This window comes from Nonomuraea sp. NPDC052116 (genome assembly GCF_040680035.1).
GTDB classification, from domain to species: domain Bacteria; phylum Actinomycetota; class Actinomycetes; order Streptosporangiales; family Streptosporangiaceae; genus Nonomuraea; species Nonomuraea angiospora_A.
In genome coordinates this window covers 31,421-57,219 of sequence record NZ_JBFAWA010000020.1, presented here as the reverse complement: position 1 = coordinate 57,219, position 25,799 = coordinate 31,421, and the positions used below count along the sequence as shown (strand labels likewise).

General features: G+C 70.4%; 26 protein-coding genes and 1 pseudogene. 14 read left to right on the top strand and 13 right to left on the bottom strand.

Translation table 11 applies throughout. The annotated features are described in order from the left end of the window. Window positions 1–91 precede the first annotated feature (91 nt). From AB0L65_RS33905 to AB0L65_RS33875, 7 genes and pseudogenes are all read right to left on the bottom strand, one after another. Window positions 92–799 (bottom strand): hypothetical protein, encoded by a 708-nt coding sequence (locus tag AB0L65_RS33905; RefSeq protein ID WP_364253678.1) that lies wholly within the window; start codon window positions 797–799, stop codon window positions 92–94. A 234-nt stretch (window positions 800–1,033) separates the two neighbouring features. Further along, window positions 1,034–3,604 (bottom strand): ATP-dependent chaperone ClpB, encoded by a 2,571-nt coding sequence (gene clpB, locus AB0L65_RS33900; protein WP_364253675.1) that lies wholly within the window; start codon window positions 3,602–3,604, stop codon window positions 1,034–1,036. A 74-nt stretch (window positions 3,605–3,678) separates the two neighbouring features. Next, window positions 3,679–3,960, bottom strand: a pseudogene (locus tag AB0L65_RS33895) (helix-turn-helix transcriptional regulator); the annotation flags it as partial. Between the two features lie 3 nt (window positions 3,961–3,963). Further along, window positions 3,964–5,139 (bottom strand): molecular chaperone DnaJ, encoded by a 1,176-nt coding sequence (gene dnaJ / locus AB0L65_RS33890; RefSeq protein ID WP_350739723.1) that lies wholly within the window; start codon window positions 5,137–5,139, stop codon window positions 3,964–3,966. 22 nt (window positions 5,140–5,161) lie between these two features. Further along, a complete protein-coding gene (gene grpE, locus AB0L65_RS33885; RefSeq protein ID WP_364253671.1) occupies window positions 5,162–5,758 on the bottom strand; it encodes a nucleotide exchange factor GrpE in 597 nt (198 codons plus the stop codon). Continuing rightward, a complete protein-coding gene (dnaK, locus tag AB0L65_RS33880) occupies window positions 5,758–7,626 on the bottom strand; it encodes a molecular chaperone DnaK (protein WP_350739729.1) in 1,869 nt (622 codons plus the stop codon). The genes grpE and dnaK overlap by 1 nt, the downstream gene beginning before the upstream one ends. A gap of 199 nt (window positions 7,627–7,825) precedes the next feature. Beyond that, complete coding sequence (locus tag AB0L65_RS33875) at window positions 7,826–8,278, bottom strand: hypothetical protein (RefSeq protein WP_364253668.1); 453 nt, start codon at window positions 8,276–8,278, stop codon at window positions 7,826–7,828. A 69-nt stretch (window positions 8,279–8,347) separates the two neighbouring features. On the opposite strand from AB0L65_RS33875, the gene AB0L65_RS33870 reads away from it, so the two are divergent. The 5 genes from AB0L65_RS33870 to AB0L65_RS33850 all read left to right on the top strand — a co-directional run bounded on the left by AB0L65_RS33870 (window position 8,348) and on the right by AB0L65_RS33850 (window position 13,468). Next, window positions 8,348–9,229 (top strand): proline dehydrogenase family protein, encoded by an 882-nt coding sequence (locus AB0L65_RS33870; RefSeq protein ID WP_364253665.1) that lies wholly within the window; start codon window positions 8,348–8,350, stop codon window positions 9,227–9,229. A gap of 75 nt (window positions 9,230–9,304) precedes the next feature. Further along, window positions 9,305–10,099 carry a pyrroline-5-carboxylate reductase gene (gene proC / locus AB0L65_RS33865; RefSeq protein WP_350739738.1) on the top strand — a complete coding sequence of 265 codons (795 nt, stop codon included), beginning with the start codon at window positions 9,305–9,307 and terminating at the stop codon, window positions 10,097–10,099. Between the two features lie 34 nt (window positions 10,100–10,133). After that, complete coding sequence (locus AB0L65_RS33860) at window positions 10,134–11,489, top strand: HlyD family efflux transporter periplasmic adaptor subunit (RefSeq protein WP_364253662.1); 1,356 nt, start codon at window positions 10,134–10,136, stop codon at window positions 11,487–11,489. Further along, window positions 11,486–12,169 (top strand): ABC transporter ATP-binding protein, encoded by a 684-nt coding sequence (locus tag AB0L65_RS33855; RefSeq protein WP_364253659.1) that lies wholly within the window; start codon window positions 11,486–11,488, stop codon window positions 12,167–12,169. The genes AB0L65_RS33860 and AB0L65_RS33855 overlap by 4 nt, the downstream gene beginning before the upstream one ends. Window positions 12,170–12,283: 114 nt before the next feature. After that, a complete protein-coding gene (locus AB0L65_RS33850) occupies window positions 12,284–13,468 on the top strand; it encodes an ABC transporter permease (protein ID WP_364253656.1) in 1,185 nt (394 codons plus the stop codon). A gap of 2 nt (window positions 13,469–13,470) precedes the next feature. On the opposite strand, the gene AB0L65_RS33845 is transcribed toward AB0L65_RS33850, so the two are convergent. The 4 genes from AB0L65_RS33845 to AB0L65_RS33830 all read right to left on the bottom strand — a co-directional run bounded on the left by AB0L65_RS33845 (window position 13,471) and on the right by AB0L65_RS33830 (window position 16,953). Next, window positions 13,471–14,211, bottom strand: a complete 741-nt coding sequence (locus AB0L65_RS33845) for an ABC transporter permease subunit (RefSeq protein ID WP_364253653.1) — start codon at window positions 14,209–14,211, stop codon at window positions 13,471–13,473. Continuing rightward, the gene (locus tag AB0L65_RS33840; RefSeq protein WP_364253650.1) at window positions 14,208–15,098 is read right to left on the bottom strand and encodes an ABC transporter ATP-binding protein; all 891 of its coding nucleotides are present in this window, start codon (window positions 15,096–15,098) and stop codon (window positions 14,208–14,210) included. Before AB0L65_RS33840 ends, AB0L65_RS33845 begins: the two co-directional genes overlap by 4 nt. Window positions 15,099–15,178: 80 nt before the next feature. Next, window positions 15,179–15,835 (bottom strand): response regulator transcription factor, encoded by a 657-nt coding sequence (locus AB0L65_RS33835; RefSeq protein ID WP_364253647.1) that lies wholly within the window; start codon window positions 15,833–15,835, stop codon window positions 15,179–15,181. Beyond that, window positions 15,832–16,953: a histidine kinase gene (locus AB0L65_RS33830; RefSeq protein ID WP_364253644.1), complete on the bottom strand. Its 1,122-nt coding sequence runs from the start codon at window positions 16,951–16,953 to the stop codon at window positions 15,832–15,834. The genes AB0L65_RS33835 and AB0L65_RS33830 overlap by 4 nt, the downstream gene beginning before the upstream one ends. A gap of 102 nt (window positions 16,954–17,055) precedes the next feature. Here AB0L65_RS33830 and AB0L65_RS33825 point away from each other — a divergent pair, with 102 nt between their 5' ends. From AB0L65_RS33825 to AB0L65_RS33785, 9 genes are all read left to right on the top strand, one after another. Continuing rightward, complete coding sequence (locus AB0L65_RS33825; RefSeq protein ID WP_350739760.1) at window positions 17,056–18,219, top strand: acetoin utilization protein AcuC; 1,164 nt, start codon at window positions 17,056–17,058, stop codon at window positions 18,217–18,219. 12 nt (window positions 18,220–18,231) lie between these two features. Further along, on the top strand, window positions 18,232–19,014 hold the full coding sequence (locus tag AB0L65_RS33820) for a phosphatase (protein WP_364253641.1): 783 nt from the start codon (window positions 18,232–18,234) through the stop codon (window positions 19,012–19,014). 312 nt (window positions 19,015–19,326) lie between these two features. Beyond that, the gene (locus AB0L65_RS33815) at window positions 19,327–19,530 is read left to right on the top strand and encodes a helix-turn-helix domain-containing protein (RefSeq protein WP_026214222.1); all 204 of its coding nucleotides are present in this window, start codon (window positions 19,327–19,329) and stop codon (window positions 19,528–19,530) included. Between the two features lie 184 nt (window positions 19,531–19,714). Then, window positions 19,715–19,813 carry an AURKAIP1/COX24 domain-containing protein gene (locus AB0L65_RS33810; RefSeq protein ID WP_018654693.1) on the top strand — a complete coding sequence of 33 codons (99 nt, stop codon included), beginning with the start codon at window positions 19,715–19,717 and terminating at the stop codon, window positions 19,811–19,813. A gap of 22 nt (window positions 19,814–19,835) precedes the next feature. Next, window positions 19,836–20,831 (top strand): NAD-dependent epimerase/dehydratase family protein, encoded by a 996-nt coding sequence (locus tag AB0L65_RS33805; protein WP_357751333.1) that lies wholly within the window; start codon window positions 19,836–19,838, stop codon window positions 20,829–20,831. Beyond that, window positions 20,828–21,730, top strand: coding sequence for a lysophospholipid acyltransferase family protein (locus AB0L65_RS33800; protein WP_355210228.1), 903 nt, complete (start codon window positions 20,828–20,830; stop codon window positions 21,728–21,730). Before AB0L65_RS33805 ends, AB0L65_RS33800 begins: the two co-directional genes overlap by 4 nt. A gap of 69 nt (window positions 21,731–21,799) precedes the next feature. Then, window positions 21,800–22,594: an SDR family NAD(P)-dependent oxidoreductase gene (locus AB0L65_RS33795; protein ID WP_364253636.1), complete on the top strand. Its 795-nt coding sequence runs from the start codon at window positions 21,800–21,802 to the stop codon at window positions 22,592–22,594. A 59-nt stretch (window positions 22,595–22,653) separates the two neighbouring features. Then, a complete protein-coding gene (locus tag AB0L65_RS33790) occupies window positions 22,654–23,232 on the top strand; it encodes a sigma-70 family RNA polymerase sigma factor (RefSeq protein ID WP_364253633.1) in 579 nt (192 codons plus the stop codon). A 2-nt stretch (window positions 23,233–23,234) separates the two neighbouring features. Beyond that, window positions 23,235–24,251 carry an LCP family protein gene (locus AB0L65_RS33785; protein ID WP_364253630.1) on the top strand — a complete coding sequence of 339 codons (1,017 nt, stop codon included), beginning with the start codon at window positions 23,235–23,237 and terminating at the stop codon, window positions 24,249–24,251. A 16-nt stretch (window positions 24,252–24,267) separates the two neighbouring features. Here AB0L65_RS33785 and AB0L65_RS33780 read toward each other — a convergent pair whose 3' ends face one another. Both AB0L65_RS33780 and AB0L65_RS33775 read right to left on the bottom strand, forming a co-directional pair. Beyond that, window positions 24,268–25,143 (bottom strand): HAD-IB family hydrolase, encoded by an 876-nt coding sequence (locus AB0L65_RS33780; RefSeq protein ID WP_319711188.1) that lies wholly within the window; start codon window positions 25,141–25,143, stop codon window positions 24,268–24,270. Window positions 25,144–25,161: 18 nt separating this feature from the next. Continuing rightward, window positions 25,162–25,794, bottom strand: a complete 633-nt coding sequence (locus tag AB0L65_RS33775; protein ID WP_364253626.1) for a DUF5667 domain-containing protein — start codon at window positions 25,792–25,794, stop codon at window positions 25,162–25,164. Window positions 25,795–25,799 lie beyond the last annotated feature (5 nt).

The window sequence follows — 25,799 nt, the reverse complement described above, 5'->3', positions numbered from 1 at the left end:
GGCTCAGGCCCCCTGGGGCGCCTTCGGGCGGGTCGGGTGGTGTGGGCCGCTTCGGGGCGGCCCGGCTGCGGGTGAATCAGGTGTGGGTGGTTCAGCGCAGTCCCAGCTCCCGCGCCAGCCCCGTGAACCCGTCCACGGCGGGCTGGCCGCCCGGCAGCATCGAGGTGCCCTCGACGCTCTGCACCGCCTTGGGCAGCAGGATGTCGACCACCTGGGACCCGACCTCCGCGACCGGCTCCTTCAGGTCCAGCGGCGACTCGACGGCGGAGCCCGCGACGCGGTTCTGGTGCGGAGCGGTGTTCCCGAGCGGCATCTCGGCGGGCAGCTTGGCCACCAGCGGCGTCTGCGGCAGCACAGGGAGGGCGGGCAGCGCGGGCACCTCGGCCGCGGTCGCCAGATCCTTCATCGAGGTCGAACCCGGCACCACGGGGAACAGCGCGGGCGAGGCCGAGAACAGCGAGGGCATGCCCCAGTTCGCCGCCAGCCCGCCCAGGTCGGCGATGCCGAGCGCCTCGCGCCCGGTGGCCAGCCCCGTCAGGCCGAGCTGCCTGGCCATCTCCCCGGCCGCCATGGCGAGCTTGTTGCTCTCGGTGGTGACCAGCTTGCCGCCGCGGGCGCCGGTTTCGTCCAGGCGCACCTGGGTGCGCTCCTCACAGTACGTGGCGATCGACTTGGGCGACAGCAGGGCCGGCTCCCCGCCCTTGCACATGTCGGCCGTCGAGGGGGTCGCGGCCAGCCAGGTGATGCCCGCGGTCAGAGTGGCCACCGCGATGATGCTCCGGATCTTCTGAGATGACACGTCACGTCCCTGATCGTTTTCGGTGATCCGACGAACGCTGAACGTAGTCACACATTCGGCCGCGGGCGTGCGGCTTGTCCGAAGAGTGGACCGGACCTTACCAAAGACGTGGCCGGATGACCCTGACATGACACGCCGGCCAGGGCCACCACGTGCCGAAACCACGCGCGGAGCAGGACGACGCGCCGGAGCCCGGAGACCCCGCCAGGGTCCCCGGGCTCCGGGAGAACGCCGTCAGGCGCGCTGGATCAGGAGTTCGTCGTCCCCGAGGTCGACCTTGACCTTGTCGCCGTCCACGACCTCGCCCGACAGCACGGCCTTGGCCAGCTTGTCGCCGATGGCGGACTGGACCAGGCGGCGCAGCGGACGGGCGCCGTACAGCGGGTCGTAGCCCGTCAGGGCCAGCCACTCGCGGGCGGCGGGCGTGACCTCCAGCGCCAGCCGGCGGTCGGCCAGGCGCCGCGCCAGCCGCTCGACCTGCAGGTCGACGATCTGCGCCAGCTCCTCCGTGCCCAGCGCGTCGAAGAGGATCACGTCGTCGAGCCGGTTGAGGAACTCCGGCTTGAACGAGTTCCGCACCGCGCCCATGACGGCCTCGCGCTTGGCGCCGTTCTCCAGCTTGGGGTCGATGAGGAACTGCGACCCGATGTTGGAGGTGAGGATCAGGATCGTGTTGCGGAAGTCGACCGTGCGGCCCTGCCCGTCGGTCAGCCGCCCGTCGTCGAGCACCTGGAGGAGGATGTCGAAGACCTCGGGATGGGCCTTCTCGACCTCGTCCAGCAGCACGACCGTGTACGGGCGCCGCCGGACGGCCTCGGTGAGCTGGCCGCCCTCCTCGTAGCCGATGTAGCCGGGAGGAGCGCCGACGAGCCTGGCCACGCTATGCTTCTCGGAGTATTCGCTCATGTCGATCCGGGTCATCGCCCGCTCGTCGTCGAACAGGAACTCCGCCAGCGCCTTGGCCAGCTCGGTCTTGCCCACCCCCGTGGGCCCGAGGAACAGGAACGAGCCCGTCGGCCGGTCGATGTCGGCGATGCCCGCCCGGCTGCGGCGTACGGCGTCGGAGACGGCCTGTACGGCCTTCTGCTGCCCGATCAGCCGCCTGCCCAGCTCATCCTCCATGCGCAGCAGCTTGGCCGTCTCGGCCTCCAGGAGCCGCCCCGCGGGGATGCCGGTCCACGACGAGATCACCTCGGCGATGTCGTCGGCCCCGACCTCCTCCTTGACCATGGCGTTGTCCGGCGGCGCCGCGTCGGAGGCGGCCTTCAGCGCCTGCTCCAGCCGGGGCACCTCGGCGTACATGAGCCTGGAGGCGGCCTCGAAGTCGCCGTCGCGCTGCGCCCGCTCGGCGGCGCCGCGCGCCTCGTCGAGCTGCTTCTTCAGCTCACCGACCTTGTTGAGCCCGGCCTTCTCGTGCTCCCAGCGGCCGACGAGGGCGTTGAGCTCCTCCTGGCGGTCGGCCAGCTCCTTGCGGAGGCGTTCGAGCCGCTGGACGGAGGCCTCGTCGGTCTCCTTGGACAGGGCCAGCTCCTCCATCTTCATCCGGTCGACGTTGCGCTGGAGCTGGTCGATCTCCACGGGACGGGAGTCGATCTCCATGCGCAGCCGCGAGGCGGCCTCGTCGACCAGATCGATGGCCTTGTCGGGGAGGAAGCGGTTGGTGATGTAGCGGTCGGACAGCGCGGCGGCGGCCACCAGCGCGCTGTCGGCGATCTGCACCTGGTGATGGGCCTCGTAGCGGCTCTTCAGCCCACGCAGGATCGCGATCGTGTCCTCGACCGAGGGCTCGCCCACGTAGACCTGCTGGAAGCGGCGCTCCAGCGCCGGGTCCTTCTCGATGCGCTCGCGGTATTCGTCGAGCGTCGTCGCGCCGATCATGCGCAGCTCGCCGCGGGCCAGCATCGGCTTGAGCATGTTGCCCGCGTCCATCGCGCCCTCGGCGGCCCCGGCGCCCACGACGGTGTGCAGCTCGTCGATGAACGTCACGATCTGCCCGTCGCTCTCCTTGATCTCGGAGAGCACGGCCTTGAGCCGCTCCTCGAACTCGCCGCGGTATTTCGCGCCGGCCACCATCGCGCCCAGGTCGAGCGAGATCAGCCGCTTGTTGCGCAGCGACTCGGGCACGTCGCCGGCCACGATGCGCTGGGCCAGGCCCTCGACGACCGCGGTCTTGCCGACGCCGGGCTCGCCGATGAGCACCGGGTTGTTCTTGGTGCGCCGGCTGAGCACCTGGACGACGCGGCGGATCTCGGAGTCGCGGCCGATGACAGGGTCGAGCTTGCCGGCGCGGGCGCGCTCGGTCAGGTCGACGCCGTACTTCTCCAGCGCCTGGTAGGTGTCCTCAGGGGTCTCGCTGGTGACGCGGGCGTGCCCGCGTACCTTCTCGAACGCGTCGAGCAGCGCCTGCGGCGTCGCGCCCTGGGACTTGAGCAGCTCGGCCACCTGGCCGCCGTCGGCGGCCAGGCCGACCAGGAGGTGCTCGGTGGAGACGTAGAGGTCTTCGAGCCGGTTGGCGTGCTGGGCGGCGGTGTTGAGCACCGTGAGGAGCTGGCGGGAGCTCGACGGCGCCCCCACCGTCGCGCCCTGCGCCTTCGGCAGCGCCGCGAGCTGCTCCTCGGCCCGTGCCCGCAGCGTGCGCCAGTCGGCGCCGACGGCTTCGAGCAGGGGTGCGGCGGTGCCACCCGTCTGGGAGAGCAGGGTGGTCAGCAGGTGGGCCGGGGAGATCTCAGGGTTGCCCTCCGCGGCGGCACGCCGCATGGCACCCGAGAGCGCTTCCTGGCTCTTCTGGGTGAGCTTGTAGTCCATTCTTTCTATGCCCCCGGTGGCAGCTCATATCGGATCAACGCTCTGACCATGCGCATCTCGGCACGCAGGCGGTGAACCTCCTCACGCAGCCGCAGAGCTTCGTTCTCGAGTTCGAGGATCCGCTTGATGCCCGCGAGGTTGATGCCCTCCTCCTGGGAGAGCCGCTGCACCTCGCGCAGCTGGATGATGTCGCGGGTCGAATAGAGGCGGCCGCGCCCCGCCGTGCGGCCAGGACTGACCAGGCCCAGCCGGTCGTACTGGCGCAGCGTCTGCGGGTGGAGCCCCGACAGCTGCGCGGCCACCGAGATCACGTATACAGGTGTGTCATCTGACAGGTCGAAATAATTGGCGTCCATCGGCTACTCGCTTCTGGCTCGCTGAATCAGCTCAGCGCGCGGGTCTTCACCCGCGGTCGCGGTGTTGAACTCGTTGAGGAGTTCACGTGACTTGTCGTCGAGCGTCTTCGGCACCACCACCTCGACCATGGCGAGCAGGTCTCCCTTGGTGCCGTCTTTGCGGGTCACGCCCCTGCCGCGCACGCGGAACGTGCGCCCGTTGGGCGTGCCCGTGGGAATGCGCAGCGTGACCGGCATGCCCTTGAGGATCGGCACCTTGATCTCCGCGCCGAGCGCCGCCTCCGTGAACGTGACCGGCACGGTGATCGTCAGGTTCTCACCCGACCGGCCGAAGACGGCGTGCGGCTTGACGTGCGTGAGGATGTAGAGGTCGCCGGCGGGGCCGCCGTTCTCGCCCGGCGCCCCCTTGGCCTTGAGCTTGACCCGCTGGCCGTCGGCCACGCCGGCGGGGATGCGGGCCTGGATGGTGCGGGTGCTCTTGGCCCGGCCGCTGCCCTCGCACACGGGGCAGGGGTCGTCCACGATCAGCCCGCGGCCCTTGCAGTCGCGGCAGGGCTCGGAGAAGGCGAAGTTGCCCAGGTTTCGGCTGGCCGCGCCCGTGCCTTCGCAGGTGGGGCAGACCCTGGGGGTCGTGCCCGCCTTGGCGCCGGTGCCGGTGCACGCGGCGCAGGCGGCCGAGCTGGTCAGCCTGAGCGACACCGTGGTGCCCTCGACCGCCTCGGTGAACGTCAGCGTGACCTCGGACTCGATGTCCTGGCCACGCCTCGGCCTGGACGTGGTGGTCGTGCGGGTGGTGCCGCCGCCACGGTTGAACAGCCCGCCGAACAGGTCGCCGAGCCGCTCGCCCGCACCGCTGCCGGTGTTCTGGCCGGTGCCGCCGAACAGGTCGCCGAAGTCGAACGGGAAACCGCCACCACCGGGCCGCTGGCCGCCCACCCCGGACCCGAACAGCGTGCGCGCCTCGTCATATTCCTTGCGGCGCTTGGTGTCGGACAGGACGTCGTAAGCCTCGGAGACCTCCTTGAACTTGGTCTCCTTGGTCACGTCGCCCTGGTTGGTGTCCGGGTGGTACTGCCTGGCCAGCTTCCGGTAGGCCTTCTTGATCTCTTCGGCGGTGGCGGTCTTGGGCACACCAAGGACGGCGTAGTAGTCCTTCTCCAGGAAGTCCTTGGTGCTCATCTACGGCCCTTCGTCCTCGTTGTCAGTTTTCGTCGTCGTCATTGGACGCGGGAGTGGCGTCCCCGGGCTCCGCGACGGCCACCCGCGCCGGGCGCAGCACCCTGTCACCCATCCGGTATCCGGGCTGCAGCACCTCGATCGCGGTCGGCTCGGTGACCTCGGATGAGTAGCTGTGCATCAGCGCTTCGTGGACGGTCGGGTCGAACGGCTCGCCCTTCTGCCCGAAGGCGCTGAGGCCCAGCTTGGTGACGGCCGCCTCCAGCGACTCGGCCACCTTCGCGAAGCCCCCGGTGAGCTCGCCGTGGTCGCGGGCCCGGCCGATGTCGTCGAGCACGGGCAGGAGCTCCACCAGCGCGCCCGCGACAGCCTGTTCCCTGACCGCGGCCCGGTCGCGCTCGACCCGCTTGCGGTAGTTCACGTATTCGGCCTGGAGTCGCTGCAGGTCCGCGGTCCGCTCGGCGAGCTGGGCCTCCAGCTCGCCGTTGGCGAAGACCTCCGCCGCCGGCGGCTGGGCCGCCTGGTCGGCGACGGTGGTGTCCCTGACCTGCCCCGTGTCCGGGTCGATCTTGCGGTTGTCGCGGATCACCGGCTCGTCATGCCCGTTGTCGCGCGGCGGCATCACTTGTCCTTCTTCGGCTCGTCGTCGACGATCTCGGCCTCGACCACGTCCTCGTCGGCCTTCTGGCCGTCACCGGCGGCGGCGTCCTGCGGGGCGCCCTCGCCACCGGCCTGCTGGCCCTGGCTCGCGGCGTAGATCGCCGAACCCATCTTCTGGCTGACCGTGGCGAGCTTCTCCGCGGAGGTGCGGATGACGTCGGTGTCGGTGCCCTCCAGAGCCTTCTTCAGCTCGGACAGGGCGTCGTTGACCTCGGTCTTGATGTCGCCGGGGACCTTGTCGTCGTTCTCGCGGAGGAACTTCTCCGTCTGGTAGGCGAGCCCGTCCGCGTTGTTGCGGACCTCGGCCTCCTCGCGGCGCTTCTTGTCCTCCTCGGCGTACGACTCGGCCTCGCGCATCATCCGCTCGATGTCGTCCTTCGGCAGCGCGGAGCCGCCGGTGATCGTCATCGACTGCTCCTTGCCCGTGCCCAGGTCCTTGGCGGAGACGTTGACGATGCCGTTGGCGTCGATGTCGAAGGTGACCTCGATCTGCGGGATGCCGCGCGGCGCTGGCGCGATGCCGGTCAGCTCGAAGGTCGCCAGCTTCTTGTTGTACGAGGCGATCTCGCGCTCACCCTGGAAGACCTGGATCTGCACCGACGGCTGGTTGTCCTCGGCCGTGGTGAAGACCTCGGAGCGCTTGGTCGGGATCGTCGTGTTGCGCTCGATGATCTTGGTGAAGATGCCGCCCTTGGTCTCGATGCCCAGCGACAGCGGGGTCACGTCGAGCAGCAGGACGTCCTTGACCTCACCCTTGAGCACGCCGGCCTGCAGGGCGGCGCCGATGGCGACGACCTCGTCCGGGTTGACGCCCTTGTTGGGCTCCTTGCCGCCGGTCAGCTCCCTGACCAGCTCGGTCACGGCGGGCATCCGGGTCGAGCCGCCGACGAGCACCACGTGGGCGATGTCGGAGACCTTGATGCCGGCGTCCTTGATGACCTGGTGGAACGGGCCCTTGGTCCGCTCGAGCAGGTCGGCCGTCAGCCGCTGGAACTCGGAGCGCGTCAGCTTCTCGTCGAGGTGCAGCGGGCCCTCGGACGAGGCCGTGATGTAGGGCAGGTTGATGTTGGTCTCGGACTGGCTGGACAGCTCGATCTTGGCCTTCTCGGCCGCCTCGCGCAGGCGCTGGAGCGCCATCTTGTCCTTGGACAGGTCGACGCCGTGCGCGTTCTGGAAGCGCTTGACGAGCTCGTCGACGACGCGCTGGTCCCAGTCGTCACCACCGAGGTGGTTGTCACCGGAGGTGGCCTTGACCTCGACGAAGCCGTGGCCGTCCTCCTGGCCGACGTCGAGCAGCGACACGTCGAAGGTGCCGCCACCGAGGTCGAAGACCAGGATGGTCTGGTCCTGCTCCTTGTCGAGCCCGTAGGCGAGGGCCGCCGCGGTCGGCTCGTTGATGATGCGGAGCACGTTGAGGCCCGCCACCGTGCCGGCCTCCTTGGTGGCCTGGCGCTGGGCGTCGTTGAAGTAGGCGGGAACGGTGACCACCGCGTCGGTGATCTTCTCGCCGAGGTAGGCCTCCGCGTCCTGCTTCAGCTTCTGCAGGACGAAGGCGCTGATCTGCTGGGGCGAGAACTTCTTGCCGTCGATCTCCTGGGACCAGTTGGTGCCCATCTCCCGCTTGACCGATCGGATCGTCCGGTCCACATTGGTGACGGCCTGCCGCTTGGCGACCTCACCGACGAGGACCTCGCCGTTCTTCGCGAAGGCGACCACGGACGGCGTGGTCCGCGAGCCCTGCGCGTTGGCGATGACGGTGGGCTCACCGCCCTCGAGGATCGAGACGACAGAATTGGTCGTCCCAAGGTCGATACCTACCGCACGTGCCATGAGTACGTCCTTGTAGTCAAAGTTGAGTCTTGTGGACTCAAGGTACGAATGCCGGTCGTCTTTGTCAAACGACTTGAGCCTACTCGACTCAACCCTCGTGAGCGCGCCGGCATTCCCTCTAACGGCGGTGGATCCGCGGAAGGTTCCTGGGCACGAAGACGCCCCGGCACGGGGCCGGGGCGTCGGGGCGCATGGCGGCCTACTTGGAGCCGTCGACGATCTTGCGCTTGCCGATCGGCTTCTTGAGCGTGATCGTCGTGGTCTTCTCGATCGCGATCATGATGCACGACACGTTCCTGGCCTTGGGCGCGGTGCCCTCGTACAGGGTGACCGTGACGAACTTGGGCGACTCCTTGACCTTGACGCGGTCCAGCACCGTGCACGGGGCGACGCCCGACCACCAGGTGAGCTGGACCTTCCGCTTGGACACCGCCCTGGCCTTGGTCCAGCGGACCTTGTGGACGTTGATGGCGTTGCCGGTCGGCTTGACCGGCTGTGGGCCCTTCTCGGGGCTCTTCGTCGGGGTGGTGGTGACCGGCTCGGCCACGGCGGGCGGTTTGGCCGGGACCGCCGTGGAGGCCCGCTCGGCGGGCGCCGCCGCGCCGCAACTCGTCGCGAGCACCAGACAACCGGCCAGGAGAGTCGCAGTCATTGCACGCATACCCATTCGACGGACAGGAGTGTTCCGCGGTTCATCATGCCCCGGTTTAGTGTGGTTCACGTGCTCCGTCAGGCCCTTATTGCCATATCCAAGAGCGAACGCGCCGAGCGCCTCATCTCGACGTCGCCGCTGACCGCGGGCGTGGTCGGGCGCTTCGTCGCCGGTGACGTGCGCGGCGTGATCGGCGAGCTGACCCGAAAGGGGCTGCTCGTCACCGTCGACCACCTCGGCGAGGAGGTGACCGAGCAGACGCAGGCCGAGGAGGGGGTCGCCGAATACCTGCGGCTGCTGGCCCTGCTACCCGCCGGCGCCGACGTGTCGGTCAAGCTGACGGCGCTCGGGCTGCGGCTGTCGGAAGGGCTCGCGTTCGACCACGCCGCCGCGATCTGCCGGGCAGCCGCGGGCCGTAACGTCACGGTGACGCTCGACGCCGAGGAGCACGACACGATCCCGGGCCTGCACTCCGTGCACGCCGCGCTGCGCAAGGACCATCCCGACGTGGGCGTGGTGGTGCAGGCGTACCTGCCGGACTCGCTGGATCGCTGCGAGAAGCTCGGCGGGGCCCGGGTGCGCCTGTGCAAGGGCGCGTACACCGCCCCGGGGGCCTACACCAGGCCCGCCGACATCGACCGCTCCTTCGTACGGTGCCTGCGGGTCCTGATGGCCGGCACCGGCTACCCCATGGTCGCCACCCACGACCCCAGGCTCGTGCGGATCGCCTCCACGCTCGCCGTCCTGGAGGGCCGCGACGCCACCGGCTACGAGCACCAGATGCTGTACGGGGTGCGCCCCGACGAGCAGCTCCGCCTGGCCGGGCAGGGCACCAGGATGCGCGTCTACGTCCCCTACGGCTCCGACTGGTACGCCTACCTCATGCGCCGCCTGGCCGAGCGCCCCCGCAACCTGGCCTTCTTCCTCAGGTCGCTGCTCTCGCGCCGCTGACCTGCCCCCTGCGTCCCGACCCCTCTCCCCGAGGGACAGCACCCGGCACCTACCCGCAGTTAGTAGGCTGCCAGCGTGATTGCGATTCTGGGCACGGGCAAGATGGGCGAGGCCCTGCTGTCGGGTCTGCTGCGCGCCGGGTTCAAGCCAGGCGACATCATGGCGACCAGCCGCCGGACCGAGCGGGCGCAGGCGCTGCGCGAGACGTACGGCGTGCGCACCGTCTCCAACTCCGAGGCCGCCAAGGTCGCCGACACCCTCATCCTGGCCGTCAAGCCGCAGGACATGGCCACGCTGCTGGCCGAGATCGCCCCGTACGTCCCCGCCGACCGGCTCGTGATCACCGCCGCGGCCGGCATCACGACGGCGTTCGTGGAGCAGCGGCTCGGGGTGGACGTGCCCGTGGTCCGGGTGATGTCCAACACGCCGATCAGGTTCGACGAGGCGATGAGCGTGATCTCGGCGGGCGCCCACGCGGGCGAGGAGCACCTCAAGCGCACCGAGGGCCTGCTCAGCCCGGTCGGCAAGGTGCTGCGCATCCCCGAGTCCCAGCAGGACGCCGCCACGGCCCTGTCCGGCAGCGGCCCGGCCTACTTCTTCTACCTGGTCGAGGCCATGGTCGACGCGGGCATCCTGCTCGGCATGCCGCGGGCCGCCGCGCTCGACATGGTCACCCAGTCGATCGTCGGGGCCGCCGTGATGCTGCGCGACTCGGGCGAGCACCCGGTGATCCTGCGCGAGGCCGTCACCTCGCCGGGCGGCACGACCATCGCCGCCATCGCGGAGCTGGAGCGGCACAGCGTGCGGGCCGCGTTCCTGGCCGCGATCGAGGCCGCCCGTGACCGGGGGCGCCAACTCGCCTCCGGCTGAGAGACCGGCCGGCCTCACTCCTACGATGGGTCGGGTGACGTTACGTCGCGGCATCGCGCCGCTGCTCGTCCTTTTCGTACTGACCGGCTGCTCCTCCGAGTCGCCGCCCGCGGTCCAGGTCGGCGAGGTCGGCCGGGGCCCGGTCACGGAGGTCGTGGAGGCCCCCGCCACGATCGGCGCGCGTGCCTCCGCGACATTGCGCTCGCCCGCCCAGGGCACGATCGCCAAGCTGTACGTCCGCGAGGGCGACCGCGTGCGCAAGGGCCAGATCCTGGTCAGGATCAGCTCGCCCCAGGCCCAGAGCCAGCTCCGGCAGGCCCGCCAGGCCTCCAAGGCGGCCACCCCCGCGAGCTTCAGTACGCCGGAGGTCCGGCTGCCGTCGTTCGACACCCGGGCGTTCGACCGCAAGGTGGCCGCCCACTTCGCCAGGGCCCGCAAGGAGGCGAAGAAGGTCGAGGACGCGAAGACGCGCCGGCAGCTCCTGAACGCCATCGACCTCGCCCAGGCCCAGCACAAGGCGCAGACCAGGGCCCTGGCCTCGATCACCGTCCAGCTCAACCGCTCGATCAGCGGCCTGATGTCCGGCGTGACGGGCGGGCTGTCCCGCTCCATGGCCTCGCTGCAGGCGGCCTCGAAGTCGCAGGCCAAGGCCGCGGTCAAGGCGGCGGAGAGCACGGTCAGGTCGCTCACGATCAAGGCGCCGTTCGGCGGCGTCGTCACCCTCGGCCGCGCCTCGGGCGGCGGCGGGGCCGGGGGCGGCGTCGAAGGGCTGCTCAGCCAGCTGCCCGGCGGCGGGCAGCAGCTCCCGTCCCTGCCGTCGACGGGTGGCTCCACCTCCGGCAGCCCGGTCGTGGCGGGCGTGCCCGTCTCGGCGGGCGACTCCATCGTCACCGTCACCGACGTCTCCAAGCTCATCCTGGACGCCGACGTCGACGAGACCGACGTGCTGCTGGTCAAGAAGGGCGTGCGGGCCGGCGTCGAGCTGGACGCGGTGCCGGGCGCCACGTACACGGCCGTGGTGACCGGCATCGGCGTCACCCCCAAGGAGGGCACCACGGGCGGCGTCAGCTACCCGGTGCGGCTCACGCTCGGGCCCGGCGCCTTCGACGACGGCTCCAAGGCGCCCACTCCCAAGCCGGGCATGAGCGCCGTCACGCGGCTGACCGTGCGCGAGTCGCCCTCCGCCGTCTCGGCCCCGGCCTCGGCCATCGTCTCCAGCGGGCGCGAGAGCGTGGTCTGGGCGATCAGGAACGGCGCCGCGGAGCGCCGCGTGGTCAAGCTGGGGGCCCAGGGAGACGCGGTGGTCGAGGTGCTGAGCGGGCTGTCCGTGGGCGACCGGATCGTGGTCAAGGGCGCGGACTCCGTACGGCAAGGGCAGCGGATCCCATGACGGCCGCCATCGAGGCGGTGGACCTCACCCGGCGCTACCAGCTCGACGGCGTGGCCGTGGAGGCGCTGCGCGGCGTGTCGCTCCGGATCGACTCGGGCGAGTTCGCCGCCATCGTCGGGCCTTCCGGGTCCGGCAAGTCGACGCTCATGCACCTGCTCGGCTGCCTCGACCGTCCCAGCTCGGGCGTGCTCAAGGTCAACGGGGTGGAGATCTCCGGATTGTCCGACACCGAGCTGGCCGAGCTGCGGAACAAGACCATCGGCTTCGTCTTCCAGTCCTTCCACCTGCTGGCCAGGACGTCGGCGCTGGACAACGTGGCGCTGCCGCTGGTCTACCGGGGGGTCGGCCGGGCCGAGCGGCGCGCGCGGGCCCGTACGGCGCTGGAGGCGGTCGGGCTCGGGCACCGGCTGGAGCACCGGCCGTCCCAGATGTCGGGCGGCGAGCAGCAGCGCGTCGCCATCGCCAGGGCGCTGGTCGGGGAGCCCAAGGTGCTGCTGGCCGACGAGCCCACGGGCAACCTCGACACCGCCAACGGGGCCGAGGTCATGGCCATCCTCGACCGCCTCAACGGCGAGGGCGGGGTGGCGGTGGTGCTCGTCACGCACGAGCCGGAGGTCGCCGCCCACGCCCGGCGGCAGATCCACGTACGGGACGGGTTGATCGAGAAGGACACGGCGTGAGATCGCGAGGGAGCGCCGCCGCCTGGACTGAGGAGCGCAGGGAGCGAAGCGACCGGAGCGACGAGGGAAGGCGGCGGCACGAGGGCGACCGAGCGCGCCGAACGGAGTGAGGCCATGAACACAGCTGAAGCCTTTGCGATGGCGCTGGAAGCTCTGCGGGTGAACCGGCTGCGCAGCGCGCTGACCATGCTGGGTGTCATCATCGGCGTGCTGGCCGTGGTGATCCTGGTGGCCATCGGCACCGGGGCGAAGGACGAGATCGAGAAGCAGATCTCGGGCCTCGGCACGAACATCATCCTCGTCGTCCCCGGCCGCATCAGCCTGGGCGCCGCCCCGACGCAGAGCAAGCTGGGCCTGGCCGACGTCGCCTACCTGCGGCGCGTGGTGGGCGACCCGTCGAAGGTGACGGTCTCGCTGCAGTCGGGCGAGACCGTACGCGTCGGCAGGGCCGAGGCGTTCGTCACGGTGATCGGCACCGACCAGAACCTCGTCAACATCTTCGAGCGCCCCCTGGACAAGGGCCGCCCGCTGAGCGAGACCGACGTGGACACCCGGCGCAGGGTGGCGGTGCTCGGCTCGGAGGTGGCCGACCGGCTGTTCGGCGACCTGGACCCGATCGGGCGGCAGGTGACGGTGGCCGGGGCCAGGTTCCGGGTGGTGGGCGTGTACGCCGAGATCGGGCAGACGTTCGGGCTCTCCCGCGACCAGGAGATCCACATCCCGGTGACGACGGCGCAGCGGCTGCTCGGGATCGAGCGGATCAACGGGCTGGCGGTCGGCGCGTCCGGGCCGGACGAGATCGATCCGCTGTCGGAGAAGGTGACCGCGGCGCTGCGGGCGCGGTATCCGGGCGAGCAGTTCTCGGCGGTCACGCAGACCGCGCTGCTCGGCACGATCGGCAGCGTGCTCGGCATGCTCACCGGCGTGCTGGCCGCCATCGCGGGCATCTCGCTGCTGGTCGGCGGCGTCGGCGTGTCGAACATCATGCTGGTCAGCGTCCGCGAGCGCACCCGGGAGATCGGGCTGCGCAAGGCGCTGGGGGCCAGGCAGCGCGACATCCTGGCCCAGTTCCTCATCGAGGCGGTGCTGCTGACCACGATCGGCGGGCTCGCCGGGATCGTGCTCGGGGTGGGCGGCGCGCTGGCCATCACGGCGTTCACCGAGGTGCCGGCGTCGATCACGTGGTGGTCGATCGCGCTGGCGTTCGGGGTGTCGGCGGCGGTCGGGGTGTTCTTCGGCGTGGCGCCGGCGCGGAGGGCGGGCCGGCTGGACCCCGTCATCGCCCTCCGCGCCGAGTGACCTCAGGCGTCCCGCTTCTGCATCAGGACGGCCCCCGCGATCATGGCGACCACGACCCAGACGAGGTAGACGCCGAACCCGTCCCACGGGCCGAGCGAGCTGCCGCCCTTGGGCATCACGATCTGGGCGCCCGCGTTGGTGGTGAAGTAGTCGGACACGGTCTTGCCCCACTGCCCGGGCAGCATGGTCGTCACCTGCGGCAGGACCATCATCAGCGCGATGGCCGAGACGATCGCGCCCGGCGTGTGCCGGATGAGCGTCCCCAGCCCCAGCCCGAACAGCCCGCAGGCGGTCAGGTAGAGGCCGCCCCCGAGCACGGCCTGGACCACGTCACCCGTCTCCAGCGCCGGCGGCTGGATGACCGTGAGGCTGACGAGGAGCGAGGCCGCCGAGGCGACCGTGCTGACGACCAGCGACACCGCCGTGAACACCACGATCTTGCCGGTCAGCAGGCTCATGCGCTTGGGCACGGCCATCAGCGACGTGCGGATGCCGCCCGTGCGGTATTCGCTGGAGATGACCAGCACGCCCAGCGTGGCCATGGACAGCGCGGCGAACATGGTGCCGACCAGCCCCATCATGATCGCCGCCGATGCGGGGATCGGCCCGTCGCCCGAGTTCTTCGCGGCCACGCTCATGAGCGTGGCCATGCCCAGCATCAGCAGCGCGGTGACGGCCAGCGTCCACACCGTCGAGCGGACCGAGCGGATCTTGGTCCATTCGGACCTGAGGATGTCGATCATGACGAGAACTCCAGGCTGTCCTTGGTGAGCTCCATGTAGGCCGCTTCGAGCGAGGGCTGCACGAACGTCAGCTCCTCCAGCGGGATCCCGGCCCGCGCGGTGAGGGTGCCGATCTCGAGCGTGTTCATCGCGGTCACGCGCAGGTGGTCGGGGTGCAGCTCGCCGACCTTGACCAGCTCGGCCACCTCGGCCAGGCGGGGCGAGCGGACCCGTACGTACCCCTGCGAGCTGCGCCCGATGAACTCCTGCACGCTCGTGTCGGCGATGAGCCGACCCTTGCCGATCACGATCAGGTGGTCGGCCGTCTGCGCCATCTCGCTCATCAGGTGGCTGGAGACGAACACGGTCCGGCCCTCGGCGGCCAGCTTGCGCATGAACGTGCGGATCCACAGGATGCCGTCGGGGTCGAGCCCGTTGACGGGCTCGTCGAAGATCAGGATCTCCGGGTCGCCGAGCAGCGCCGCGGCGATGCCCAGCCGCTGCGACATGCCCAGCGAGAACCCGCCGACCCGCCGCCTGGCCACCTCGCGCAGGCCCACCGCGTCCAGCACCTCGTTCACGCGGCCCGCGGGGATGCCGTTGCTCTGGGCGATGGCCAGCAGGTGGTTGTGCGCGCTCCGCCCGCCGTGCACGGCCTTGGCGTCCAGCAGCGCGCCCACCTTGCGCAGCGGATGCCTCAGCTCCCCGTACGGCCGGCCGTCCACGAGCACCGAGCCGCCGGACGGCCGGTCGAGCCCGAGGATCATGCGCATGGTCGTCGATTTGCCGGCCCCGTTCGGCCCCAGGAATCCGGTCACCTGGCCGGGCTCGACGTCGAAGGACAGGTCTGAGACGGCCGTGGTGCCGCCGTAGCGCTTGCTCAGGTTCGTAGCTCGTATCGCGCTCATGATCCCAGCGTGCCGTCGCGCGTGCCCGGTTTCCTCCTGCCCGGGAACCGTCTCCGGCGAGGGGGTCTGGGAGCGTGGTCCTACTCTCCTGGGCGGATCAGCCCTGCCTCATATGCCACGATCACGGCCTGTGCCCGGTCCCTGACGCCGATCTTGGCGAACAGGCTCGTCACGTGGTTCTTGACGGTCGAGGGGGAGACGGACAGGTCCTGGGCGATCTCGGTGTTGGACCTACCGCGGGCGATCAGCACGAGGACCTCCCGCTCGCGGTCGGTCAGCCCGTCCAGCTCGGCGGGGACCGGCCTCGGCCGGGACACGTGGATGAACGTGCCGATCAGCCGGGTCAGCAGGCGCGGCGCGACGGCCGACTCGCCCCGGTGCACCACGCGTACCCCCTCGATGAGCTCCTCGGGGGAGACGTCCTTGGGCAGGAACCCGCCGGCGCCCGCCCTGAGCGCCGCGACCACGTTCTCGTCCAGGTCGAACGTGCTCAGCGCGAGCACCCGCACCTCCGGCAGCTCCGCGGTGATCAGCTCGGTCGCGCGCACCCCGTCGAGACCAGGCATGTGCAGGTCCATCAGCACCACGTCGGGCCGCAGCCGCCGGCACAGCTCCACCGCCTCGGCCCCGTCCGCGGCCTCGCCGACCACGCCGAGGTCGGGCTGCGCGTCGAGCATCAGCCGGAAGCCCTTGCGGACCAGCTCGTGGTCGTCGGCCAGCAGTACCTTGATCTTCACGGCGCCTCCAGGGGGATGCGGGCGTGCACGCGGAAGCCTCCTTCTGGGCGGGGCCCGGTCGAGAGCTGGCCGCCGCATAACGCCACCCGCTCGGCCATGCCGCCGAGCCCGAACCCCGGCGTGCCGCCGCCCGCCGCCAGGCCGTCGTCCACCACCTCGACCTCCACGGCCCGGGGCTCGTACGCCAGCCGCACGCTGGCCCTGGCGCTGGTCGCGTGCTTGCGGGTGTTGGTCAGCGCCTCCTGCACGATCCGGTAGACGGCGTGGTCGACGGTCGCGGGCAGGGCGACGGGCTCGCCCGTCACGACCAGGCTGGCGGGCAGCCCCGCCGACTTCGCCTCCTTGATCAACGAGGGTAGCCGGTCCGCGCCGACCCCGGTCGCGGCGTCGGGGCCCTCGCTGCCGTCGGCCCTGAGCACGTCCAGCAGGCGGCGCATCTCCGACATCGCCTGCCGGGCGGTCTGCTCCGCGCTCTCCAGCGCGTTCCTGGTGACCTCCTGCTCGGGCGGGAGCGTCGCCCGCGCGCCGCCGACCAGGGCGTTGATGACGGTGATGTGGTGGGCGACCACGTCGTGCAGCTCCCTGGCGATGCGCCGCCGCTCGGCGCGCACGGCCGCGTCGGCGGCCTCGCGCCGGCCGCGCTCGGCGAGCTCGGTCCTGAGCCGGACGATCAGCCCGATCCCCACGGGCACGCCGACGGAGAACAGGGAGATCACCCAGCCGCCGGTGAACTGCCTGAGCACTTCCGCCGCCGTCGCGTACCCGGCGAACACCGCCGCCGTCGCGATCGCGGTCGTGCGGCCCGCGGTGTAGCGGCCCACGCTGTAGAGCGCGATGGACGCGGCCACGCCGCTGTTCAGCGCCGTAACGGTGGCGATGCTCGCGATGTCCACAGCGGTCACCAGCGCGACGGCGACGAGCGGCCTGCGGCGGCGCATGAGCAGGAGCGGCATGCTCGCCAGGTAGAACGCCACAAACCGGGCGGTTTCCGGGTCGCCCCGGGGAAGCGTGTAGAGCAGCGCGATCAGGCCGGGAAGGGAGAGCACGACCACGAGCGTCATGTCGAAGACCTTGGGGCGTCTGAAGTAGCGCACGATCTTGAGGAAGGTTCGCCGCACGCCCAAGACACTAAGCCACGAAATTTGCGGATCATCGCCTACAACGACGCGTCTGCGCTGCGGTAACGTCGGCGCAAGACGAGGGCACGTGGAGGGGTTGGGATGAGCCGGTCGGCGCGGGTGATCTGGGACGACGCTCTCACCTCCTACAACTTCGGCCCGAGCCATCCGCTCGCCCCCGTGCGCGTCGAGCTGACCATGGCGCTCGCCCGCGCGCTCGGCGTGCTCGACAAGGTCGAGATGGCCGGCTGCGAGCCCGCGACGGACGCCGAGCTGGCCATGGTCCACACGAGCGACTACATCGAGGCCGTCAAGCGCGTGTCCGCCTCCGGGCGGCCCGACCTCGGCGCCGGGCTCGGCACCCCGGACAACCCCGCGTTCCAGGGCGTGCACGACGCCTCCGCGCTGATCGCCGGCGCCTCGCTGGCCGCCGCCCGCGCGGTCTGGGAGGGCTCGGCCGAGCACGCCGTCAACGTCGCCGGCGGCCTCCACCACGCGATGCGCTCCGCCGCGAGCGGCTTCTGCGTCTACAACGATCCCGCGCTGGCCATCGCCTGGCTGCTGCGGCAGGGGGCCGGCCGCATCGCGTACGTGGACGTGGACGTCCACCACGGCGACGGTGTCCAGGCGGCCTTCTACGACGACCCCAGGGTCCTGACGATCAGCCTGCACGAGAGCCCGCGCACGCTGTTCCCCGGCACCGGCTTCCCGGAGGAGACCGGGGCGGAGGGCACGTCCGTCAACGTCGCGCTCCCCGCGGGGACCGGCGACTCGGGGTGGCTGCGGGCCTTCCACGCGGTCGTGCCGCCGCTGCTGCACGAGTTCAGGCCGGAGATCCTGGTCACCCAGCACGGCTGCGACAGCCACGCGCTCGACCCCCTGGCCAACCTGATGCTCAGCGTCGACGGCCAGCGGGCCGCGTACGCCGCCCTGCACCACCTGGCCCACGAGACCGCCGGGGGCCGGTGGATCGCCACCGGCGGCGGCGGTTACGAGCTGGTGCAGGTGGTGCCGCGGGCGTGGACCCATCTCATCGCCGAGCTGGCGGGTCACCCGGTCGATCCGGCCACCCCGACGAGCGAGAGCTGGCGCCAGTTCGTCAGGGAACGTACGGGTGAGACGCCGCCGCTCACGATGACGGATGGCCGCAATCCGGAATTTCGTGACATCTCTGGTGGTTATGACCCAGCGGACCCCATTGACCGTGCTGTCATGGCGACCCGACATGCGGTGTTCCCCCTGCACGGCCTCGATCCAATGCCCTAACGAGGAAGTGCTGTGCTTAGCCGCGACCAACTACGAGAGCACCTTGTCCGGACTCGAATAGCCGGCGACGTCGCGACCCCCCGAGAGAACAACCTCGACCACTACAGTTCGCTCGCCAACGGCGACCCGCACTACAAGCTGGGCCTGACCTTCGACCAGCCGTGGTCGTACCGCGACATCCTGGCGCTCATGGCCAAGTCGGCCGGCGTGGTCTCCGACCCCGACCACCGCTGGGGCCAGGACACCATCGACCCCGACCTGACGATCGACGCGCTCGACGACATGGCCGAGTCGATCGCCGCCGTGCTGTCGCGGGAGAACCCGCGCGTCCTGCTCGCCACCGGGCACCCGACCGGGCTGCTCGCCGTGCACCTGCCGCTGGCGCGGCTCTGCGCCGAGCGCGGGGCCGAACTGCTCGCGCCGGGCGAGGGATGGTCGTACTCCGGGGCCAATTTCGGGCGTCGGCGGAAGATCCGCTATCTCCAGGACGTCGCCATGCTCGACGACCGGGGCGCGTTCGTGCACACCCACGACGCCACGCCCATGTGCCACATGATCGACGAGCTCGGCGGAGAGCTTCCTGACCTCGTGATCGCCGACCACGGCTGGGCGGGAGCGGCGGGAGAGGCCGGTGCGCACACAGTGGCGTTCGCCGACAGCAATGACCCCGGACTCTTCCTCGGCGAGGCCGAAGGAAAGATTGACGTGGTCGTACCGCTCGATGACAATGTGCTACCGCGCTTTTACGCTCCGCTGACGGAGCGGATCGTCACTCAGGTCTCACGAGCCCTTTGAGTCGAATTCGGCCCTCCCGATACCGTCTTTTCGCGCCTGCATTCCAAGAGGCTCGCTGTCCCTTTGCCAACTTTTGATGGGGCTCCGGCGACTCTTATGTGTGGCAACTTGGACAGTTCCAACGTCCAGGTGAGGTGCTCTGCCCGGCTGCTCACCAGCGATTTCGCTGGTTCGGCTGACAGGCGGCTCCGGCGACTGAGAAACTAGGGGGTTTGCGCACCCGGAGTCCCGACTTACGCTGACGGCAGTACACGTGCGTGAGCAATGGCACCAGTGGGGATAACCCGGAAACACGTGCGGAAGAGGCGTCCGATGGGTGCAGGCGAAAGACCTCTCAGTGAGGTGAAGTTCCTGACCGTCGCGGAAGTGGCGACGGTCATGAGGGTGTCCAAGATGACGGTGTACCGGCTCGTCCACTCTGGCGAGTTGCCGGCCATCCGTGTCGGCCGGTCGTTCAGGGTGCCTGAGCAGGCGGTACACGACTATCTGCGGGAGGCCTACATCGAGGCAGGCTGAAGTAGCGACGTGACCCGTCATGTCGTGAATGTCGTGAAAGCTGTCCCGGGAGGGGCCCGGCCGCCGGAAGGCGCGACCGGGCTCTCACCCCCCGGTGGGGCGATCCACCGTCGATCGCCGGTAGTCTGTGAGCCGGTGTGCGCTCGCACTCCGGTCAGACTTGCTATCAGTACCTGGGGGTCCCGTGGGCTCTGTGATCAAGAAGCGCCGCAAGCGGATGGCTAAGAAGAAGCACCGCAAGCTGCTCAAGAAGACGCGCATCCAGCGGCGTAACAAGAAGTAACTTACGCAGCTGCGAGGCGCTGATGACCCACACCGTGCTGGTCACCGGGGTCTCGCGCCATATCGGCGCCCGGGTGGCGAGCATTCTCTCGTCCGACCCGGACATCAGCCGCGTCATTGGAGTTGACACCGTGCCGCCCCCCTGGCTAACACGGGACGGCGGCATCTCTCTCGGCCGGACTGAGTTCGTTCGGGTGGATTTGCGCAGCCCTGACATCGCTCAGGTGATCGCGGCTGCCGACATCGACACCGTTGTGCACATGAGCCTGGTCAGCGCTCCGTCGAGGAGCGGTGGCAGGGCCGCCATGAAAGAGCACAACGTGATCGGCACCATGCAATTGCTCGGTGCCTGCCAGCGGTCGGCGACCGTGCGGCGCGTGGTGGTCCGCTCCACCACCGCCGTCTACGGCTCGTCGCCGCGGGATCCCGCGGTGTTCACCGAGGACCTGGAGCCCCACGACGGCCCCACCCACGGCTACGCCAAGGACGCTGTCGAGGTCGAGGGCTACGTCCGGGGCTTCGCCCGGCGACGTCCCGACGTGACGGTGTCGATGCTGCGCTTTGCCAATTTCATGGGTCCCGGCGTCGACTCGCCGTTGACTCGTTACTTCTCCCAGCCGGTGCTGCCGACCGTGTTCGGCTTCGACCCGCGACTGCAGTTCATCCACGAGGACGACGCGGTCGAGGTGTTGCGCCGGATGGCGACGGAAGAGCACCCCGGCACGTTCAACGTGGCCGGGGCAGGCGTGCTGCTGCTGTCGCAGTGCGCCAGGCGGGCGGGCCGGCCTTCGATGCCGCTGCCCTCGCCCGCGTTCAAGGCGCTGGGCAACGCCGTACGCAGGATCGGGCTGGTCGAATACTCGCCCGAGCAGGTCAGGCTGATGTGCCATGGGCGCGCGGTCGACACCTCCGCGCTGGAGGCGGCGCTCGGATGGAAGCCCAAGTTCACGACCGGGGCGGCGTTCGACGACTTCTTGCGCTCGCACGGCCTGCACCCGCTCGGAGGTGTGCGCAGTTGAGCGTTCCCCAGGAACAACAGGACGCCGTGGTGATCCCGATCAGCGCGGCGCCGTCGTTCGAGGAGCCCGATCGGGTGGCCAGGCTGCTGGCCTTCCTGCGCAGGCGCGTCGACGGCGACTACGAGGTCGACGAGTTCGGCTACGACGCCGAGCTGACCGACAAGGTGGTCCTGGAGCTGATCAGGCCGCTCTACACCGACTGGTTCAGGGTGGAGACGGTCGAGCTGAAGAACATCCCCGACGAGGGCGGGGCGCTGGTCGTCGCCAACCACTCGGGCACGCTGCCGGTCGACGCGCTGATGCTCCAGGTGGCCCTGCACGACGAGGCGGCCCGGCCGCTGCGGCTGCTCGGCGCCGACCTGGTCTACCAGCTCCCGGTGCTCAGCCACCTGGCCCGCAAGACCGGCCACACGCTGGCCTGCCCCGAGGACGCCGACCGGCTGCTGCGCAAGGGTGAGCTGGTCGGGGTGTTCCCCGAGGGTTTCAAGGGCGTCGGCAAGGCGTTCGGCGACCGCTACCGGCTGCAGCGCTTCGGCCGCGGCGGCTTCGTGGCCTCGGCCATCCGCGCGGGGGTGCCGATCGTGCCCACCGCGATCGTCGGGGCCGAGGAGATCTATCCCAAGGTCGGCGATCTGAAGTTCCTGGCCAGGATGCTCGGGCTGCCCTACCTGCCGATCACGCCGTTCTTCCCGCTGCTCGGGCCGCTCGGGCTGGTGCCGCTGCCGTCCAAGTGGATGATCGAGTTCGGCGAGCCGATCCGCACCGACGAGTACGAGCCGTCCGCGGCCGACGACCCGATGGTGGTCTTCAACCTCACCGACCACGTACGCGAGGTCATCCAGCAGATGCTCAACGAGTTGCGATTGCGCCGAGGACACGCCTTCCCGCCCTTCGTGTGAAACCTGCGGGGTGCCTCCGGTGTTCAACGGGCGACAAAGATGAATTCGCCGAACATCGTGAGGAATCCCATGGATCTTCAGCTTTCCGGCCGCGTCGCCGTCGTCACCGGCGCGTCCAAGGGCATCGGACTGGCCGTGGCCACCACCCTGGCCGAGGAGGGCGCCCACGTCGTGGCGGCCTCGCGGACCCGTACGGACGAGTGGCCCGACAAGGTCGTGCACGTGCCCGTGGACCTGATGGACCCCGAGGCGCCCGCGCGGGTCATGGCGCGGGCCGTGGAGGAGTTCGGTGGGGTGGACATCCTGGTCAACAACGCCGGCGGCCCGCCGCCCGGGGCGACGCTGCCGCGCGCCGGGTTCCTGACGCCGTCCGACGAGGACTGGGCGGCCATGTTCGAGTTCAACCTGTTCGCGGTCGTGCGCATGATCCGGGCGGCCCTGCCCGTCATGCTGGAGCGGGGCGGCGGCTCGATCGTCAACGTCTCCTCCACCATGAGCAGGCAGGCCGGCCCCGTGAACGTCGACTACGGCGCCGCCAAGGCGGCCGTCAACCAGCTCACCAAGTCCCTCTCGGAGGAGTACGGGCCCCAGGGCGTCAGGGTCAACACGGTGATGCCCGGCGCGGTGCTGACGGACTGGTGGACCAGGGAGGGCGGCGCGGCCGAGGTCTTCGCGGGCATGGCCGGCTCCGACAAGGAGAGCGTGATCAACGAGGTCGCGCCCACCATGATGAAGATGGTCACAGGTCGGCTCGTCCACCCGCAGGAGATCGCCGACGCGATCGCCCTGCTCGCGTCGCCGCGCTCCGGCAGCACCGCCGGCGCCGAGTTCGTGATCGACGGGGGTCAGCTCAAGGAGCTGTGAACCCTCTGGGCGGGTTGTGGCAAGACATCCGTGACCGATCCCCCCAAAGAAGGGCGGAGATGATCACGCAACCCGCCACCAGGGGTGCGGATGCGGAGCTCGTGAGCGCCTCGTGGACCGAACCCGAGGCGTTCGCCGAGCTCTTCGACCGCTACTCCGCGATGCTCTACCGGTACGTCTCCAAACGCCTCGGCCCAGAGCCGGCCGAGGACCTCGTCGGCGAGACGTTCCTGGTCGCCTTCTCACGCAGGAAGAGCTACGACCTGGCGTACTCCGACGCCCGGCCGTGGCTCTTCGGCATTCTCACCAAGCTCATCTCCCGGCACCACCGCAAGGAGGCGGCCCGCTACCGGGCCCTCCTGCGCGCCCCTGTCGACTCCGACGTGGAGTCGCCCGCGGACCGGGTGGCCGCCGGGGTCACCGCCCAGGCCGTCCGCGCCGAGCTGGCCGGGGCCCTCGCGGCGCTGCCCGCCAGGGACCGGGACGTGCTGCTGCTCATCGCCTGGGGCGATCTCACGTACGAGGAGGTCGGGCGGGCGCTCGGCATCCCCATCGGGACCGTGCGCTCCCGCCTCAACAGGGGCAGGCGGAAGGTGCGGGCCGCACTCGGCGACACCAACCCCATGGAGGAGGAGTGACGATGGACGACCTGAAGCTGCTCCGGGACCTCGGGGAGGAGATCGGGAACGAGCCGCCCGCGACGCTCGTCCGCCAGCGCGACCGCCTGCTGCGCGCGCGTCCCCGCCGCCGGTGGGGCGGCTGGTGGACGGCGGGGCTGGTCGCGGTGGCCACGGCGAGCGCCGTCGCCGTGCCCGCCGTGCTCGTCAGCGGCCGGCACACGGCCGCGCCGCCCGCCGGTTCGCAGGCCGTGGACATGAGCGGCACGCGGAACGTGCTGGTGATCGGCTCCGACACCCGTGTGGGCGACGGCAACGCCAAGTACGGCCCGATGCTGGCCAGACAGGACGGCGGTGGCGGCAGGCGGTCCGACACCATCATGATCGTGCACGTCCCGGCCGACCGCGGCCGCGCCACCGTCGTCAGCGTCCCGCGCGACTCGATGGTCCAGATCCCGCGCTGCGACTCGTCGCCCGCGAGGTTCGACATGATCAACTCCGCGTACGACACCGGCGGGGTGGGCTGTCTCAAACGCACGCTGGAGTCTCTGACCGGGCTGCGGATCCAGCACTCGGTGGAGGTGGACTTCTCGGGCTTCAAGGGCATGGTGGACGCGCTGGGGGGCGTCGAGGTCATGCTGCCCAAGGCCGTGGACGACAAGGCGTCGAAGCTCAAGCTGTCGGCCGGCAAGCACCTGCTGAACGGGGAGGCCGCGCTGGGCTACGTTCGGCTGCGGCACTACGGCGACGGGTCGGACGTCCAGCGGATGAAGCGGCAGCAGACCCTCGTGCTGTCGATGCTGAAGAAGGCCCGGTCGGGGTTGTCCTCGCCCGAGCGGCTCAAGCCGTTCCTGGAGGCGGTGCGCAGGTCGGTCAAGACCGATCTGAACCTGGAGTCGATGTACGAGCTGGCCACCGAGCTGTCGGGCACCAAGCTGGACCTCACGACGGTCCCGTGGGAGCCATATCCGGAGGACAGGAACCGCCTGCAGTGGAGGCAACCGGAGGCCCAAAAGCTCTTCGAACGCCTCGGAGGGTGACGGCTCGCCGTAACGGCTAGATCGAGTTGCGGTAGTGGCGGCGCAGGGCGATGCCGGCGGCGATCCCGCCGGCAATGGCGCCCACGCCGGCCGCGATGGGCAGGGCCGTCAGGGTGGCCTTGCGGCCGGTGCGGAAGTCCTTGATGGGCCAGTCGTGCTTCCTGGCGTGCTCCCGCAGCTCGCTGTCCGGGTTGATGGCCACCGCCGAGCCCACCAGGGACAGCATCGGCAGGTCGTTGGCCGAGTCGCTGTAGGCCGTGCAGCGGGTCAGGTCGAGGCCTTCGCGGCGGGCCAGGGCCCGCACCGCCTCCGCCTTGGCGGGACCGTGCAGGAGGTCGCCCACCAGGCGTCCCGTGTAGATCCCGTCACGGGTCTCCGCGACCGTGCCGAGGGCGCCGGTCAGGCCGAGCCGCTGCGCGATGACGCGGGCCAGCTCCACGGGGGTGGCGGTGACGAGCCAGACGCGCTGGCCCGCGTCCAGGTGGCTCTGGGCGAGGGAACGGGTGCCGCCCCAGATGCGGTCGGCCATGACCTCGTCGTAGATCTCCTCGCCGAGGCGTACGACGTCGTCGACCTTGGCGCCCGCCACGAACGCCAGAGCCGTCTCCCTGGCGACCGCGATGTGCTCGGGGTTCTCGTTGCCGCGCAGCCTGAACACGGCCTGCCCGACCGCGAACTTCATCAGGTCGGACGTCGTGAACATGCCCCGCGTCGCCAGCCCCCTGGCGAAGTGGTAGATCGAGGCCCCGCGCATCATCGTGTTGTCGACGTCGAAGAACGCCGCCGCCTGCAGGTCCGGCTCCACCGGGGCGACGGTGGCCGCCGCCTGCGCCGCGGCCTCGCCGGCGGCCTCGGGCGCCACCTCGTGTCCTCGTCGAATTAGCCGCCACATGGCGCTCAGCTTACTTTCCTAGTCAGGCGCGACCAGACCCTCGATGTAGTCAAGGTATCCCTCCGCCTGGGCAAGTTGTGAGTCGTCGAGCTGTGTGAGTATCGGCCCGACCACCTTCTTCTGGTCGCGGGCGAAGGTCTTGATCTTAGGGGAGCGCGGCTCCGCCCGCTCCAGCCTGCTGATGCCCGAGCGCGTCGACTCCTCCATGTCCTTCAGCGTCCTGCCGACCAGCGGGCCGCCCTCGGCCGAGCCGAGCAGGGTGGCGACCTCCCTGGCCCGGGTCTTGGCCGAGTCGAGCTCGCGTTCGCCGCGTTCGGCGTCGTCGCTGCTGAGGCGTACGAGCGTGCTCTCCGCGGCGCGCTTGAGCGGGTAGAGGGAGTCTCCCGGCACCGACCGGTACGTGGCGAAGGAGGAGATCATCATGGCCGCAGCCAGCCCGAGCATGGCCAGCTGCGCCAGCAGCGGCCGCCGGCGCGCCGGACGGCGGCGGGCGGGTGCCTCCGGCTCGGGCGCTTCCAGGAGCGCGCCGGACAGGATCTCCGCGCGCAGCCGCTCGCGGAAGGCGGGCTCGGGCATGCCCCCGAGCGGCAGGCTGCGCAGCTCCGCGAGGTGCTCGAGCACGAGCTCCCGCTCCCTGCGCGCCCTACCCATGACAG

Coding starts and splice junctions, on each gene's coding strand:
- clpB (WP_364253675.1), bottom strand. CDS start 3,604: ATGGACTACAAGCTCACCCAGAAGAGCCAGGAAGCGCTCTCGGGTGCC.
- dnaJ (WP_350739723.1), bottom strand. CDS start 5,139: ATGAGCACCAAGGACTTCCTGGAGAAGGACTACTACGCCGTCCTTGGT.
- grpE (WP_364253671.1), bottom strand. CDS start 5,758: ATGCCGCCGCGCGACAACGGGCATGACGAGCCGGTGATCCGCGACAAC.
- dnaK (WP_350739729.1), bottom strand. CDS start 7,626: ATGGCACGTGCGGTAGGTATCGACCTTGGGACGACCAATTCTGTCGTC.
- AB0L65_RS33875 (WP_364253668.1), bottom strand. CDS start 8,278: ATGACTGCGACTCTCCTGGCCGGTTGTCTGGTGCTCGCGACGAGTTGC.
- AB0L65_RS33855 (WP_364253659.1), top strand. CDS start 11,486: ATGACGGCCGCCATCGAGGCGGTGGACCTCACCCGGCGCTACCAGCTC.
- AB0L65_RS33850 (WP_364253656.1), top strand. CDS start 12,284: ATGAACACAGCTGAAGCCTTTGCGATGGCGCTGGAAGCTCTGCGGGTG.
- AB0L65_RS33845 (WP_364253653.1), bottom strand. CDS start 14,211: ATGATCGACATCCTCAGGTCCGAATGGACCAAGATCCGCTCGGTCCGC.
- AB0L65_RS33840 (WP_364253650.1), bottom strand. CDS start 15,098: ATGAGCGCGATACGAGCTACGAACCTGAGCAAGCGCTACGGCGGCACC.
- AB0L65_RS33825 (WP_350739760.1), top strand. CDS start 17,056: ATGAGCCGGTCGGCGCGGGTGATCTGGGACGACGCTCTCACCTCCTAC.
- AB0L65_RS33815 (WP_026214222.1), top strand. CDS start 19,327: ATGGGTGCAGGCGAAAGACCTCTCAGTGAGGTGAAGTTCCTGACCGTC.
- AB0L65_RS33805 (WP_357751333.1), top strand. CDS start 19,836: ATGACCCACACCGTGCTGGTCACCGGGGTCTCGCGCCATATCGGCGCC.
- AB0L65_RS33795 (WP_364253636.1), top strand. CDS start 21,800: ATGGATCTTCAGCTTTCCGGCCGCGTCGCCGTCGTCACCGGCGCGTCC.
- AB0L65_RS33790 (WP_364253633.1), top strand. CDS start 22,654: ATGATCACGCAACCCGCCACCAGGGGTGCGGATGCGGAGCTCGTGAGC.
- AB0L65_RS33785 (WP_364253630.1), top strand. CDS start 23,235: ATGGACGACCTGAAGCTGCTCCGGGACCTCGGGGAGGAGATCGGGAAC.
- AB0L65_RS33780 (WP_319711188.1), bottom strand. CDS start 25,143: ATGTGGCGGCTAATTCGACGAGGACACGAGGTGGCGCCCGAGGCCGCC.
- AB0L65_RS33775 (WP_364253626.1), bottom strand. CDS start 25,794: ATGGGTAGGGCGCGCAGGGAGCGGGAGCTCGTGCTCGAGCACCTCGCG.